Origin of the sequence: Alkalilacustris brevis, from assembly GCF_003350345.1 — a bacterium.
Lineage (GTDB): Bacteria > Pseudomonadota > Alphaproteobacteria > Rhodobacterales > Rhodobacteraceae > Alkalilacustris > Alkalilacustris brevis.
Window position 1 is genome coordinate 1 of the sequence record NZ_QNVJ01000081.1, and the last position, 14,616, is coordinate 14,616.

A 14,616-nucleotide genomic window follows, 5' to 3' on the forward strand; every position below is an offset into this window, starting at 1 on the left:
GGGATTCCGCGCGCAAAGAAAGCCGAGGCCAAGCAGATAGGCCAGGCTCGCGGCGAGTGCGACGGCGGTTTCCAAGATCAGCGCCCTGCGATCTGCATCAGGAACTCTTCGTATTGACGGGTCACGGCTGGAAGAGAGAAGGCCTCCATCACCCGATTACGCGCCGCCGAGCGGAGGTTTTCCCAGCCCTTGTCCGCTGTCTCGACAGCCCAGCGCAGGGCGGCGGCGATAGCCTCGGGCGTGGCGCTTTCCGCGACAAAACCCGCATCGCCCACGATCCGCGCAGAATCCCCGACATCGGTCGCCAGCACCGGGGTGCCGCAGGCCATCGCTTCGCCGATCACATTGGGAAAGCCCTCGCCCCAAAGGGAGGCCGAGACATAAAGGTCGAGCGCGCCCAGAAAACCGGGCATGTCATCTTGCAGCCCCGCAAGGGTCACGCGGGCCTCAAGGCCAAGCGACTGTATCTCCGAGACAAGCGCCGTGTTGTCTGGATCAATCCCGCGCCCCGCCAGCAGCAGATGGAGGTCGGGCCGCTCAGCGGCAACCGCCGCGAAAGCCGCGAGCAGGCCGCGATGATTCTTCATCGGATGGAACCGTCCGGCATTGCCCACCAGAAACGCGCCCTCGGGCACACCCAGTTTCTGGTGCCAGGCACGCCGTGCCCCGGCATCAAGTGGCTGGAAGAACCCGGTGTCAAAACCATTGGGAATGACCGCGGCCCGGCGGTCGTGAAAGCCGATCGCGGCGTGTTGGGGAACCGCTGCCTCGGCGCAATAGATTGTGGCGTCGGGCCAGCGCGACAGCCGTGCGCAGGCACGGATCACCAGCCTAGTCGCCGGCTTTTCGACCGAGATATCCTCAAGCGAATGGCGCATGTTCCAGATAAGTCTGCGCCCGCGCGGCGCCGCAATCGTGGCCAGCAGGCTGGAATGATACATCCAGCTTACGATCACATCCGGCACCTCGCGGCGCATGAGCGCCCGCATCCGGCGCACTGCGGCGGGCAGGCCCATAGGCCCGCGCAGCCCCAGGCAGTGATCGGGCGTGACCGTTAGCGGCGTGTCAGGCGGCGTGAACAGGGTCATCACCCGGTGTTCGACCGAAGCGGGCCGGTGGCACACCAGCTTTCTCAGCATTTCCTGCGCACCGCCGCCCGAGCGGGTCGAGTTGATCAGATGCAGGGTTTTCACTGGCTATGGCCTTGCCTGTCTATCCATTCATTCCGGCGCGGCGCGTTCCATACCGCTGGCGAGACGGTGCCTGATGTCAGCTGATCAGGGCATCGAGATAGCGCGCTAGATGCGGCAATGGTCGAAGTCACTGGCTCTGTGCTCCTTGTGGACGTACCCCGCGCCCTGAAAGACGGTGCTTCGTCGTCATTGTGAACCGCAATCGAAAACGGCATCCTTCAGCCGGCGGGCGCGCGCCTGCCAGGAGTAACGCTCTGCAAAAAGCTGGCTTGCTGTTCTCCCCAGCCCGGCACGAAGCCCCTGATTTTCGCGCAACCGCTCCAGCGCCTGGCACCAGGCGGCCACATCATCGGGCGGGCAAAGCAGTGCGTTGACCTCATGCTCCAGAACCTCGCGCAGGTTGGGCTGGTCGGAGGCAATGATCGGCAAGCCCGCCGCCATGTATTCGAAGGCCTTCAGCGGCGAGGTCCACTGGCTGATGTTTCGGCTCCCCCCCACCCCCCCGACAAATCTCTGGTTGGGCAGCAATGCCACGTCGAAACTCTTCAGATAGGCCGGTGTCTGCGCGTGCGGCACATAGCCGTGAAAGCGCAGATTTGGCAGCTCATCCAGCTTTGCCCTCCAACGCGCGATGTCTTCGTCTGTGCCGCCGACGATCTCGAAATCCGCCCAGGGGCATCGCGGCGCAATGGCCGAGATCACCTCCATCCCCTTGCCGCGATAGAGGTGCCCCAGAAACCCCACGCGCAGCCTCCCCGGCGCTGCGGGCGGCAGGGCGGGCCGAACCTCTGGCGGCATGGGGTCGGCCCCGTCTGGCGCCACGATCACCGCATTCGGGTCAACGCCCAGATCGGCAATGACCTTCCGGCGCAGCGCCTCGGTGATGACCACCACAAGCGGCCGCCGCGCCACGCGCAGATAGGCACGCATCGCGCGGCCGGCATCGGGCATATGCAGCTCGACCACCGCGCGCCAGCCAAACACCTCGGCAAGAAACCCCGAACCGGGATGACGCGTATAGATCATCGAGGCTCCCGCGCGCCGGGCCCGCCGAAGGGCCGAGATCGTGTAGCGGACGGCAGGCCTGGGCAGACCACCCGGATCGATGACATGCAGATCGAAGACCGGCTCCACCCCGTAATGCCGGCAGAGCATTTCGGACGGCATTGCCCCCTCTCCCGCCCGCGCGGAAAGCGACACGTTCAGACCAGTGCGAGCGAAGGCCTGCGCCATCTTCATCACATGGACAGAGTTGGCCGCGCGCGAAGGAAGGCGTGATTGTGAGAGGTAGAACAGTTTGTTCATGGGCCTGTGCGGTCTATGGTGCCGGCAAAGGGGAGCTTTGCGACAAGCTCGCCTTTCGATGCCGAAATCATTTTCGCGCAGTTCGACATGCGCCCGGTGATGAAGGCGGAACCCGCCTCGCGCATCATCCATGCCTTCGCCGTGCGCTCGATTTGATCCTGCGCGGGCGGTGCTCCCTCGAACCAGGTCGCGGCAAGGCGGTTGCGCTGATCCTGACCTAGGGGGCGCATGGCGTTGCACAGATCGAGCAGCGGCAATCTGCCGGTGCAGAGCAACTCGTTGTCAATGCAGACCAGTCGGCCATCGGCGGCCCGAAGCAGGTTGTCGGGCGACAGGTCGGGGTGCATCACGATGCGGGCATCGCCGGCGCTCTCGGTCTGCGCGGCGATCGCGTCCAGAGTGCTCGCCTCGCCGGCAAGGGCCGCGGCGCGCAGATAGCGCGGCAGCAGGAAATCGCGCAGATAGCAGAACCCGGCCGGAGGCAGGTCCTCGGGCGGCAACGCATGAATGCGCCTGAGCGCCTCGGCCTGCCGCTCCTGAATCGCGCCCTCTGGCGGGCGGCCCTCGATCCACTCCGCCATCACCCAGGCCCCGCGCAACTCCAGCACTTCGGGGAAAAGATCGGGCAGCGCCGCGCTGACGGCTGCGATGAACCGCGCGTGTTGCGGCGAATGCGCCTCGTAAAGCTTCACATCGCGCCCCCGGTGACGCGCCCGGAGCACCGCCCGCCCGGCCTTGTTGGTGATCAAACCGCCACGCATGTTTCCGATGGGGTGGAGATCGGAAAGGTCAAAGAAATTCGGGCTGCGGGGCGCATCAGCGTTCCCGCGCAGGCGATGGACGAGGCGCGACATGATCGACCTGAATGTCATGCGGGACGGTTCTCGTTAAGATCGCGCATCGTCTCTGTCACCAGCTTGCACACCGCGAACATTCATACTCGGGCGTGATCCGTTGCGATCTTGCACAATGAGAAATGCCCCGATCCCAAGAAGTGCCAGTAATGCGCGCTCGTGATTTGCCTCGCCTGCCTGATGTTCATGAAAAAGGCGCATAGGCTCAAGGTGTTGTAGATGTTCCTCGCGCTCAATTCTCGAGAGTAGCACAGTTGTGACTTCTTGGAGGTCGCAGTGACTACAAAAGGCCAGCTCGTAATCCAGATAGTTCACACCCGGCCTGACATGGCTTGCGCCCGAGGTAGCGAAGTGACGAGAAACCTTTTGGATTCCTCGTCGAACGACTGACGAAAGCGTGCGCACTCTGGATGCGGTAAGTTTATAGCCGCCATTATTTTTGACTGGCAGGCTGAAGGCTTCTGGAAAACTTCTAATTATCATCTTCTTGTAAAGTGACAAGCCGCATCGATGCTTTAGGTCAAGAGAAATCCAGAAATTAATCCATTTTCTTTCTGTAAACGGGTGGACGCATTTTCGCCTACCATACCGAAAGAGAGGCAGTATGAAATTTCTCTGACGTATAAATAAGTCCATTTGCTCAGCCGGAGTCATAACCGAGGATTCATAGAACCAAATATCTTGGAAGAGAAATTCCTCGTTGGCAATTTCAACACCTGTCTTATTATATCTGTTCTTTGCAATAAAGTATTCTCGGCCCAAATCTAAAGTTTTGTCCTTGTCATCGGGAAAGTGTGAACCAGCAAGCGGACCACCAAGAAACCCTGTCAGAAACACGTGGTCCTTCGGAAAGGCCTGAAGCGCCTGGTGGAGCATGAAAAAACTCATGATCCTCAAGGGAGCATCGCTCTTCGCGGCTATTTCCGTCAGGGCGTCAACCGTTATCGGAACCTGTGTGGCGTCGATTGCGACATGCTGCGTTCCGGCCCATTTCGCAACACGGTTGCCGAGATCGAAGTCGAGTGTTCCGGGGGTGCCGATGGTCACGGTATGGATCCGCTCGGGTGGGCGGTGGCGCATCAGCATGGCCAGTATGCAGCGGGAATCGAGGCCGCCGCTGATGGGAACGACGATCTCCCTGTCTGCATACTGCCTTGCGATATCGCCGATTATATCGTCAAGCAGCGCCTCGGCATGATCGATGAGGGCATTTTCGTCATCCGGCAGCGCAACCGGCAGGCCGCGCGTCAGCCGCTCGAAGACCCGGCGCGACGGCATCGGCCTTGGCACATAGCCAAAGTAAAGGAACTTATCCAGCGTCGCCCGATCCAGCATACGCGGTGCGGTCGATTGCCTTGCCGAGCGGTTCATCGCGGTTTCTCCGGTCATTGGACTGGTCATTGGGTCGACATGCTCTGCCACAGGTTGCGCGCGATCAGGCGCACCGGCTCAGGCCCTCCTGCCGTCAAAGGGCGACCTGATCGCACCGCGCGCAGAGCGGTAGAGATTCCTGAGAAGTTTCTGCGCCGTCTCCCGCCAGCCCAGAAGGCGCCGGTACTTCCACACACGCCGGGAGCGGACCATAAATCTGCCGGTCAAGCGTCCGCCATCATGCTGCCGCACGATTGCGGCGGCCGCCGGGGCGACGGCGATCCGCTCCCCGGTCCTGAGCACTTCCAGCGGCAGCGATATGTCTTCCCCGACGATCAGCCACTCGTCAAATCCTCCGATCCGCCAGAACAGCGCCTTCTCGATCAGCAGGTTGATCCCCCCCGTGCCCGGATTGCGGCGCAGCAGGACGGGGATGGTGAGCGTCTCGGGGCTCGGGCATTTGTAGCGGGCGATGCGACCGTCGCGGAACACATCCTTGCGGCCATAGACGCAGCGCGCGCCCTCGGCCTGCAGCACCGCCCAGGCCTCGCGCAGGAAGTCCTTGTCCCACCAGTCGTCATCGTCGAGAAAGGCCAGATGCGTGCCGCTGGCCATGGCCGCGCCGAAATTGCGCGCCCGCGACGGGCCGACGCGGGGCGGCAGGCGGTGCAGCGTGACGCCCGCGGGAATGGCCGCCGGGTCGGCATCAATGGTGCCGTTATCGACCACGATCACCTCGTGCGGCGGCAGCGACTGCGCCAGAGCCGAGCCGATGGCCGCGCGCAGGAACTCCGCGGGGCGGTCGCAGGTGGGGATGATGACGGAGATCATGGTTTATCCGTAGTCTGCGATGACTTGATCGAGAACCGCTCGATACTGCCTCTTGCGCTCTTGGAGAACATCAAGCTCGCTTAGCCGAGGCGGAACTTTCAATAGACCGCTCAGTCGGGACACGACGAAACCGCTCTCGATATATCCAAACGCCCTGTCTTGAATTCTTCTCAGCCGTGGAGCGATTTCTATATCGAGCAGGCTTATCGTTGGAAAAAGAGGCGGGATATCGATGCTGATATTCATGCTCTCCGCCCAATCCGCCCACTTTTCTGGATCAAAGCGATTCATGATCCTGACCGGAATCCATGGAACTCGAAATGTATCAGCGATTATTACCGCATGCATCGACTCTGCGACAACCAAAGGTGCGGACGCGATGCTGCGGATGACCGTCTTGGACTCTTCGGATGGAGAGACATACTTCATGCCGGCGCGTTCGCAGGCAGCGTTCCAGTCTAGGCGGCGAACCGTGCGGTAATGAGGTATGAAAGCGGGCTTATCGCCCTTTGGCAGATTCTGAAACTCCGGAAACTCCGATATCATGACCGCGGGATCAGTGACAGCCCTTTCAGATGGCAAACCGAGCCTCTTCGCCGTCCTTGGCCCTCTAACAGACCTGAAGTCCCAACTTAAGGGCAGGGGCAGCTTGGGAGACTCGCTGCGGCCTGCACCTGAGCCAAGAACCAGAACCCTTGTTTTTTCGAGGTTCGCAAGCCGTTGGCGAGTAAGTATAGTTCCAATACCAATCAAGGTGGTGTCATTGTCCCAGTCGCGCCAGCCGGGCAGCAGCGCATCCCAAATCCAATCATTCAGGTCATCGCCGAAGTTGCCTTCCTTGCATTTGTAGTAGCTTAATTGCATAGATACGCTCCCTCTTTATCAGTAAAAATTTAATTCCCCGAAGCCACGCCAAACACTAAAATATCAAGGAAGAGGCAGCTTATGGGGGAGCACTCTTGTACGAAGAAGAAGAGTGTTACATCTGGAGATCGCCCTAGAAGCTCCACCTATAAACCAGAATAGACTAAGATCGCCAATCAGATTTATGATAGATACTCCTCGACAAGAAATCTCCCACAATCACACTCTCAGCATCTCTGTCGAAGACTGGCTTTCGCTTTCTTTTGGATGGATCGTGTTTTCCGCGAGCAAAATTTATTCCCTTTCGGAAAACCCTAGACAAAAGCTTATTTTTACCCCGCGCTGCCCTCAGCCCCCTCTTCAAAATCACGTTCTGGGAAGAATTTTCATGCCCCACCCGGTAAACCGCCCCGCTGAAGGGCAAATATTGAAACGGATCAGCACTAGTATTTAATCTTTCAAAAATAAGGCGATGAGACCCAAGCTCCGCCAACGCGTCGTTCGAGGATTTACCATCTGGCGCACAATGAAATAAATATAGCCCCGCCCTCACAATTAGGGATGTTCCACAACGCTTGTGAAAATCATCAACAATAGAAACTTTTTGGTCATACTCCCTCCACATGTACCCCTCATTGATCGCGCATGCATTGATATGCGTGTTATCTGTGAAAAACTTAGAAATATTTTTATGAACAAGGTCATCATCGTCTACTGACATAACTAAATCATCGGGGCTAACAAGAGCCATCGCTGCACGAAATCTACGTCCTTTGTCAAGTCGCACCCCTCTGATGTATTCATCATAAACATTGGAGGAGGTGAGCGGCTCAGGCTCCAAGTCCACTGAGCAAATCTCTATGTTGCGAGTTCGGGGCGGCAGTCTTGTTCCGGAGTTTGCAACCACTATGCATCGCCAATTTTTGCCAACTTGAAGCGATATAGATGCAAACGTTTGCTGAAGAACCCTGTATTGCAGAGCGGAATCGGCAGTTTTCGAGGGGTGGCGTATTGGAATTATGAAAGTTAGCATTCTTGATTTCAATTTATTGTGCTCTCTTGTTTAGGTTGCTGCTTATCCATAACTTAATGGGGATTTATCATCCCCCCTCACGCCACCCTTGCCACATCCACCATCTGCCGGAAGGCCGGGCAGTCCTGCATCAGGGTCTCCCAGTCGCCGAAGCCCGCGACGCGGCCCTTGTCCAGCACCAGGATGCGGTTGCAGCGGCGCACGGTGCTCAGCCGGTGGGCGATCATCAGCACCGTCTTGTCGCCCGGCAGCGCGTCGATGGCGGCCATCACCTCGCGCTCGGTCAGGTTGTCGAGCGCGCTTGTGGCCTCGTCGAACACGATCAGCCCGGCATCGCGGTAAAGCGCGCGGGCGATCCCCAGCCGCTGGCGCTGCCCGCCCGAAAGCCGCACACCGCGTTCGCCCACAAACGTGTCATAGCCCTGCGGCAGCTCCTCGCGGATGAAGGCATCGATCTGCGCCAGGCGCGCGCTTTCCTCGACGCGGGCGCGGTCGATCTCGGCGGGCGGGATGGCGAAGGCGATGTTCTCGGCCACGCTGCTGTCGGTGAGGAAAATCTCCTGCGGGACATAGCCGATCCCCGCCTGCCATGCGCGCAGCGTGGCCCCACTCAGCGCTACCCCATCGACCGCAATGACGCCCGAATGCGGCTCCAGCAGCCCCAGCACCAGATCGGCGAAGGTGGATTTCCCCGCCCCGGTGGCCCCGACGATGCCGATACGCTCGCCGCGGTGTATTTCAAGCGTGACATCGCTCAGCCCGGCCAGTTCGGCGCCGGGGTAGCGATAGCTGACGCGGTCGAAGGCGAGGGTCGCGCGCATCCGCAGCGGCGCGGGCGGGGTGGCAGGCAGCGCCGGGCGCCCCTGCGCGAGCACAAGATCGCCATGCAGATGGGCGACGGCCGGGGCGGTGGTGCGCATCTTGGTCAGTGCGGCAAAGAGCTTCTGCACCTCGGGCATGAGCTTTTGCGCACCAAGCGCAAAGGCCCCGAGCACCGGCACGATACCGCCCAGCGCGCCGCCGCCCTCGAACGAGGCCCGATCGATCATCAGAAGGCAGATCAGCACGATACCGCCGAACAGCACCGCCTGCAGCAGATACTTGGGTGCCCCTTCGATGACGCGAGCGCGCGCCTGGGTGCGCGCGTAGGTGCGCGCGGGGCGCGAGAAGCGGCCGATATAGCTTTGCTCGCGGCCGGCAAGCTTGATTTCCTTGGCTCCGGTGAGCGCCTCGCTGGCGATACGGAAGCGCTGTCCGTTGGCCTTGACCCGTTGCCTGCCAAGCCGCGCCAGATAGGCCCGCACCCCGCCATAGATCAGCGCGTAGGCGCCGCCGATCACCAGTATCCCCCCCAGCGCGATGCCCGGGCTGACCCAGACCAGCGCCACCATGATTGCCGCCGAGGTCATGGTTGCAGCCACAAGATTGCCCAGCGAGAGCAGGAACCCTGAAACGACCTGATTCACCTCCGACAGCACGCTTTTCGAAATCTCGCCGCTGTGGCGGTTGAGGAAGAATTCATAGGGCTGGCGCAGGTACGCCGACAGCAGCCGCACCGCCAGCGAATGAATGCGCATCACCGAAAAGCGGGTCAGCAGGTAGTGGCTGGCCAGCAGGACCATGTTGACCAGAAAGATGAACACCACCGTGGCAATGCCCAGCGCCACGACGAAATCATAATCACTGGCAAAGCCGCCGCGTTCGCGAAGCATGGCCATGGTAGCATTGTTTTGGATCACCCCGACGTCGGTCAGCACATGCAGAAACGGCATGATCGACACCACCATGGCGGCGCTGGCGAGGGCCGCGAAGGCCATGACCGCGCCTACTCCGGCAGCCATCCGCCGCTCGCGCGGGGTGAGCAGATCCCACATCATGCGCAGCGCTGCCAGCCCGGTGATCCTGTGCGATCTGGCAGGTCGGATCTTGCGGGTCATTGGCTGGCCTTGGCGGGGCTGGCGGCGGCAAGATAGCTGTCGCGATACCACTGAACGAACCGCGCCACGCCCTCGCGCATGTCGGTGGTGGGGCGATAGCCCGTCAGCCGCTCGAGCAGGGTGCAATCGGCCCATGTGGCGGGCACGTCGCCCTGTTGCATGTCCATGTAGTTGCGCACGGCCTTGCGCCCGGTCGCGGCTTCGATGGCGATGATGAAATCCTCCAGCCGCTCCTTGCGCGAGTTGCCGATATTGACGATGCGGTAGGGGGCAACGGGGCTGAGGCTGTCGCCTTCCACCAGCGGCCCCTGCCCCGGCACCGCTTCCATCAGCAGCCGGATGCCGCGCACCAGGTCGCCCACATAGGTGAAGTCGCGCCACATTTGCCCGTGGTTATAGACGTCGATGGGCTGTCCTTCCAGGATCGCACGGGTGAACTTGAACAGCGCCATGTCGGGCCGCCCCCAGGGGCCGTAGACGGTGAAGAAGCGAAACATCGTGGTCGGCAGGGCGTGGATATGTGCCCAGGCGTGGCCCATCGCCTCGTTGGCCTTCTTGGTGGCGGCATAGAAGGACATTTGCGTGTCGGTCTTGTGCGCCTCCGCGTAAGGCATCTCGGCATTGGCACCATAGACCGAGCTGGTCGAGGCCATCAGAAGGTGCGCGGGGCGCGCGGTCAGTGCCGCCTCCATAAGGTTGAAGGTGCCCACAAGATTGGCCTCGACATAGGCGCGCGGGTTGTCGATCGAATAGCGCACCCCTGCCTGCGCCGCGAGATGCACGATCACGTCGGGCCGGGCGGCGGCCACGGCATCAGACAATGCGCCCGCATCCTCAAGCATCGCCTCGGTCGCGGTGAAGCGCGCGTGTTGGTGCAGCATTTCGTGGCGGCGGCGCTTGAGCGCGACATCGTAGTAATCGGTCATCCCGTCGTAGCCGGCAACCTCCCACCCCTCCTGCAACAGCAACTCGGCCAGGTGAAAGCCGATGAAGCCGGCTGTGCCGGTGATGAAGGCGCGTTTCATTCGGCGGCTCGCTCGGCGGCATCGCGGGAGGTCGGGAATGCCGGGGCATTGCTGGCCCGGCCCACACCTTCATAGATGGCGAAACCGGCCTCCAGCACGGCCTCGCGGCTGTAGATGTTGCGCAGATCCGCCATGCGTGCATCGCGCATCGCGTCTGCAAGCCGCTTGAGGTCGAGCGCGCGAAACTGGTTCCATTCTGTCAGGATCAGCAGACAATCGGCACCCTTGGCCGCAGCATAGGCGTCATCCATCCATGCGACGCCCGGCAACAGCGCCTCACCTTCGCGCCTGCCATGCGGGTCGACCACGCGCACCGCGGCCCCGCCGCCCACCAGCGCGGGCACGATGGTGACGCTGGGGGCATCGCGCATGTCGTCGGTTTCGGGCTTGAACGTCACACCCAGCACCGCCACCGTCTTGCCGTTGACCGATCCTCCGCACAGGTCGAGCACCTTGTCGATCATCCGCCGCTTGACTGCGTCATTCACTGTGATCACGGTCTCGGTAATGCGCATGGGCTGGCCGTGTTCCTGACCGATGCGCGCCAGCGCCGACGTGTCCTTGGGAAAGCACGACCCGCCAAAGCCTGGCCCCGCGTGCAGGAACTTGTTGCCGATCCGCCCGTCCAGCCCCATGCCCCTGGCCACCGATTTCACATCGGCCCCGACGCGTTCGCAAAGCGCCGCAATCTCATTGATGAAACTGATCTTGGTCGCCAGGAATGCGTTGGCGGCGTATTTGATCATCTCGGCCGATTCCAGATCGGTGTAGACCACCGGGAAGTCGCGCAGATACAGCGGGCGGTAGACTGCGGACATGACCTCACGCGCGCGATCGGTCTCGATGCCCACGACCACGCGATCTGGCTTCATGAAATCGTCGATCGCCGCCCCCTCGCGCAGGAACTCGGGGTTGGAGGCCACGTCGAATTCGGCCTCTGGCCGGGTGGTGCGGATCACCTCGGCCACCTTGCGGTTGGTCCCTACCGGCACGGTCGATTTGGTCACCACCACCGTATAGCTGGTCAGCGCCCGCGCAATGTCTTCGGCCGCAGCCATCACATGGCTCAGGTCGGCATGTCCGTCGCCGCGCCGCGACGGCGTGCCCACCGCGATGAACACCGCATCGGCCCCGTCCACGGCTGCGGCCAGATCGGTGGTGAAACGCAGGCGCCCTGCCTCGACATTACGCCCGAGGACGTCCTCGAGCCCCGGCTCGTAGATCGGCACCTCGCCGCGCTCGAGCATGGCGATCTTCTCGGAGGCCTTGTCCACGCAGACCACCTCATGGCCGAAATCCGAAAAACACACCCCCGAGACAAGCCCCACATAGCCGGTGCCGATCATCGCGATCTTCATGCTGCCTGTTCCTCTCCAAAATGACGCGGTGAGCACCCAATCATCACGATGCGAAAGCCATCAAGGCGTGACGCAAAGCCAATGTACATTGCTCAGGGCTCCCTTCTCCGGGCGCGCAACTCGTCCCGGTCCGCTGAGGCCAATTCCGCACCGACTTCCTCGATCTCGGCCCTGAGGGCCTCGTATTCGGCCATCTTGCGTGCCAGGAACTTCCGCGTCAGCACCGCCTTCTCGGTGATCCCCTTCGGGGTCAGCTTGTAGGCGTAGCGCCGCTTGTCCTCGGCGGCGGTGAAGTTCCCCAGCTTGATCAGGCCCTTTTCCAGCAGCGCGTTCAGCACATAGTGCATGCCGCCCGTGCTGACCCCGACAGCCTTCGCCAGATCGCGCTGCGACATCTCCGGGTTTTCCTGAAGCAGGCGCAGGATGCGGAAACGCACGTCCTCGCGCAACTGGTCGCGCTTGGTGGTCACGGGCTGAGGGCTTTCGCGCAGGCTACCGCACAAGGACTGGCCGAACGGCGCCTTGGGGTGCTCGAATTCGCAATGTGAAGCGGCATGAACATGGTCGCTCAGTATTGAGCGGTACACGCTCAGCGCCGGGCATGCAACCCGGAAATCAACCTGCCTGATGAAAAATGCACGCATGGCGTGCGCGTGCCTCAGCATTGAGCATGCTGCACGAGCTTGCGCAAGCTCCATGAGGCCAGCGCCTATCAGTCCTGATACCGCTTTGGGCCCACCCCACGCAAGATGGAATGCCGCAACCGTGACGATCGGCACCTGCACCCCCGCTGGAGGGCCGCGTAGCCCTGCTGAACGCTGGTCCGACCGGGCGAAGTTATTCTGCTGCAAGCCCGGGGGCCGAGCCACCCTCGGACTCGAACGGGGCCTTGGGCGTCATTGACGTGGGTAGTGCCTCGGGCCCGCCGTCCTAGCGTGCCTGCTGCTCCATGGCTTCCTCCATGCTGGTGGTGTTGATCACCAGATCGAACTGCTCAAGGACCTCGGGCGCATGGCGGCAGAGCCAGGACCGGACGGCCTCGTTGCCAACCAGTTTGGTCAGATAGCCCTTGGCGACGACAAGGTTCAGCAGTTCCGAGCCATAGGATTTCTCGGCATCCTTGTACTTTTCCTGCACCTGGTTCATCTCGCGTTCGAGCTTGACGATCTGCTCCAGCGGGTCGCCCCTGGGCTCTTCCGGCCTGGGCGGCGTGTAATCGCTGCGCTGCTCGGGCGGTGTGGCCTTGAGGAGTGCGTCTGCGTGGGCCGCGGTGATCGTGTTGGCTGCAATCATCAGTTCCACTGCCTCGATCTGCCGCGCGGCCTTCATCTTGCGCAGATGACGGGTCACGTCGGGTGTGAACTGATGGTCATTCAGCAGCTCGACCGCGCGCGGGCATATGCCGTGGAGCAGGTTTATCCGGCTGTTGATGGTCGAGAGATTGACATTGAAAGCCCGCGCCAGCCGGTCCTTGCTCACACCCTTGTCGATGGCGCGGCGCAGCATGTAGTGCTCCTGCACCGTCGAGAGCCGGTTGATCCGGTGGTTGTAGGTGTAGGTCTCGAAATCCTTTGCGATCAGGCAGGGTGCCACATCTTGGCCCAGCTCCTTGAGCGCCAGCACCCGCAGATTGCCGTCGAGCAGCAGGAAGCCCGGCGCATCCGGGTCGGGTTTGATCACCGAGAGCGGCTCGATCAAGCCGATCTCGCGGATCGAAGACAGGATTTGCTTGAACTTGCGCGTGGTCATCACGCCATCGGGGACCTTTTTCGAGGGCATCAGCTCTTCGATCGGGATCTGGTAGGTCTCAAGGTCGAAGCCGAGGGTCAGGTTCAGCGGGACCTTGGGATAGGCCTGCGCATTGTCCTCTTCCGCGCTGGGCTGAGGAAAGGCACCGGGATAGATGGGTTTCACAGTGCTGGTCTGGGTCATGCTCGTCTCCGAGATCAGTGGGTTTCAATGCGATCGGCGAGGTATCTGGGCAGCGTGTCGAGACCCTCGGCACGCAGGAGCGTCACGAAATTCTCATCCGCAAAAAGAGTCTTGAGGCCCTGGACCACCAGCAAAAGCTGCTGATGCGCGTGCTCGGCCTTCAGCACCATCTTGTGCTGGCGCGCGACTTCCTTCTGGTAGATCTTCACCAATGAGTGCGCGGAATTGGGTAGCTTCGGGCGGGCTCCCGATTTCGGGCCCTTCTCGCGGCGCTTTTCCATCAGGCGCTTGGCGTCGGTCAACTGGTGCCCCTTGAGTTGGCCGGTCTTGTAGGCCTCCTCCAGCATGTCGCCCAGATCGCCATCATCGTTCTTGGCCCGCGCGATCTCCAGCGCCGCGGTCAGCGGGATAGTGTTGTTCTGCACCGCCTCGATCAGACGCTCCTCACCCTTTTCCAGCAGAAAGACGATGTCGCGCACGTATTTCTGCGACAGCCCGGTGCGCTGGATGATATCCTCGATGGTGTAATCTCGTGCCAGCAAAAGCTCGATATCGGCCAGGATCTCCAGCGGGCGGTGGCCGCGCCGGGCAATGTTTTCCGCGAGCGACATGATGAAGGCGTCTTCATCGCTGACATCAACCACCAGCGCCGGAATATGGGTTTCTCCCAGCAGGCGGAAGGCGTTGAGCCGCCCCTCGCCGCAGACCAGCAGATAGGCGGGCGCCCCATCGGCAGCCTCGCGCTCAGTCACAGTGATCGGCTTCTTGAGGCCAATGCCGCGGATGTTTTCCACGATTTCCTCGAAGACCTTCATGTTGCGGTCGCGCGAGTTCAGCACCTCGATCCGCTCGATTGGCACCATGGTCACGCTGTCGGGGGTGTCAGGCAGCATATGCGCGCCTCCCGTTGTGA

13 protein-coding genes are annotated in these 14,616 nt (G+C 61.5%); all 13 read right to left on the reverse strand.

The annotated features are described in order from the left end of the window. Nucleotides 1-77: 77 nt before the first annotated feature. The 13 genes from DQ229_RS12740 to DQ229_RS12795 all read right to left on the reverse strand — a co-directional run bounded on the left by DQ229_RS12740 (nt 78) and on the right by DQ229_RS12795 (nt 14,596). Complete coding sequence (locus DQ229_RS12740) at nt 78-1,193, reverse strand: glycosyltransferase (RefSeq protein ID WP_114966642.1); 1,116 nt, start codon at nt 1,191-1,193, stop codon at nt 78-80. Between the two features lie 186 nt (nt 1,194-1,379). Further along, a complete protein-coding gene (locus tag DQ229_RS12745) occupies nt 1,380-2,498 on the reverse strand; it encodes a glycosyltransferase family 4 protein (RefSeq protein WP_162300862.1) in 1,119 nt (372 codons plus the stop codon). Further along, nucleotides 2,495-3,370 carry an aminoglycoside phosphotransferase family protein gene (locus DQ229_RS12750; protein ID WP_114966644.1) on the reverse strand — a complete coding sequence of 292 codons (876 nt, stop codon included), beginning with the start codon at nt 3,368-3,370 and terminating at the stop codon, nt 2,495-2,497. Before DQ229_RS12750 ends, DQ229_RS12745 begins: the two co-directional genes overlap by 4 nt. Before the next feature lie 15 nt (nt 3,371-3,385). After that, the gene (locus DQ229_RS12755) at nt 3,386-4,741 is read right to left on the reverse strand and encodes an asparagine synthase-related protein (protein ID WP_162300864.1); all 1,356 of its coding nucleotides are present in this window, start codon (nt 4,739-4,741) and stop codon (nt 3,386-3,388) included. A gap of 60 nt (nt 4,742-4,801) precedes the next feature. Further along, nucleotides 4,802-5,554 carry a glycosyltransferase family 2 protein gene (locus DQ229_RS12760; protein ID WP_114966646.1) on the reverse strand — a complete coding sequence of 251 codons (753 nt, stop codon included), beginning with the start codon at nt 5,552-5,554 and terminating at the stop codon, nt 4,802-4,804. A gap of 3 nt (nt 5,555-5,557) precedes the next feature. Further along, the gene (locus DQ229_RS12765) at nt 5,558-6,418 is read right to left on the reverse strand and encodes a polysaccharide pyruvyl transferase family protein (protein ID WP_114966647.1); all 861 of its coding nucleotides are present in this window, start codon (nt 6,416-6,418) and stop codon (nt 5,558-5,560) included. A gap of 163 nt (nt 6,419-6,581) precedes the next feature. Continuing rightward, entirely contained in the window at nt 6,582-7,169 is a 588-nt protein-coding gene (locus DQ229_RS16385; protein WP_162300865.1) for a hypothetical protein, read from the reverse strand. 359 nt (nt 7,170-7,528) lie between these two features. Continuing rightward, complete coding sequence (locus DQ229_RS12770) at nt 7,529-9,388, reverse strand: ABC transporter ATP-binding protein (RefSeq protein ID WP_114966648.1); 1,860 nt, start codon at nt 9,386-9,388, stop codon at nt 7,529-7,531. Beyond that, complete coding sequence (locus DQ229_RS12775; protein ID WP_114966649.1) at nt 9,385-10,413, reverse strand: SDR family NAD(P)-dependent oxidoreductase; 1,029 nt, start codon at nt 10,411-10,413, stop codon at nt 9,385-9,387. The genes DQ229_RS12770 and DQ229_RS12775 overlap by 4 nt, the downstream gene beginning before the upstream one ends. Then, nucleotides 10,410-11,771 carry a UDP-glucose dehydrogenase family protein gene (locus DQ229_RS12780; protein WP_114966650.1) on the reverse strand — a complete coding sequence of 454 codons (1,362 nt, stop codon included), beginning with the start codon at nt 11,769-11,771 and terminating at the stop codon, nt 10,410-10,412. The genes DQ229_RS12775 and DQ229_RS12780 overlap by 4 nt, the downstream gene beginning before the upstream one ends. A 92-nt stretch (nt 11,772-11,863) precedes the next feature. Further along, the gene (locus DQ229_RS16845) at nt 11,864-12,469 is read right to left on the reverse strand and encodes a MarR family EPS-associated transcriptional regulator (RefSeq protein WP_238381074.1); all 606 of its coding nucleotides are present in this window, start codon (nt 12,467-12,469) and stop codon (nt 11,864-11,866) included. A 232-nt stretch (nt 12,470-12,701) separates the two neighbouring features. Further along, entirely contained in the window at nt 12,702-13,703 is a 1,002-nt protein-coding gene (locus DQ229_RS12790; protein WP_114966651.1) for a plasmid partitioning protein RepB C-terminal domain-containing protein, read from the reverse strand. 14 nt (nt 13,704-13,717) lie between these two features. Beyond that, the gene (locus DQ229_RS12795) at nt 13,718-14,596 is read right to left on the reverse strand and encodes a ParB/RepB/Spo0J family partition protein (protein ID WP_114966652.1); all 879 of its coding nucleotides are present in this window, start codon (nt 14,594-14,596) and stop codon (nt 13,718-13,720) included. Nucleotides 14,597-14,616: the final 20 nt, after the last annotated feature.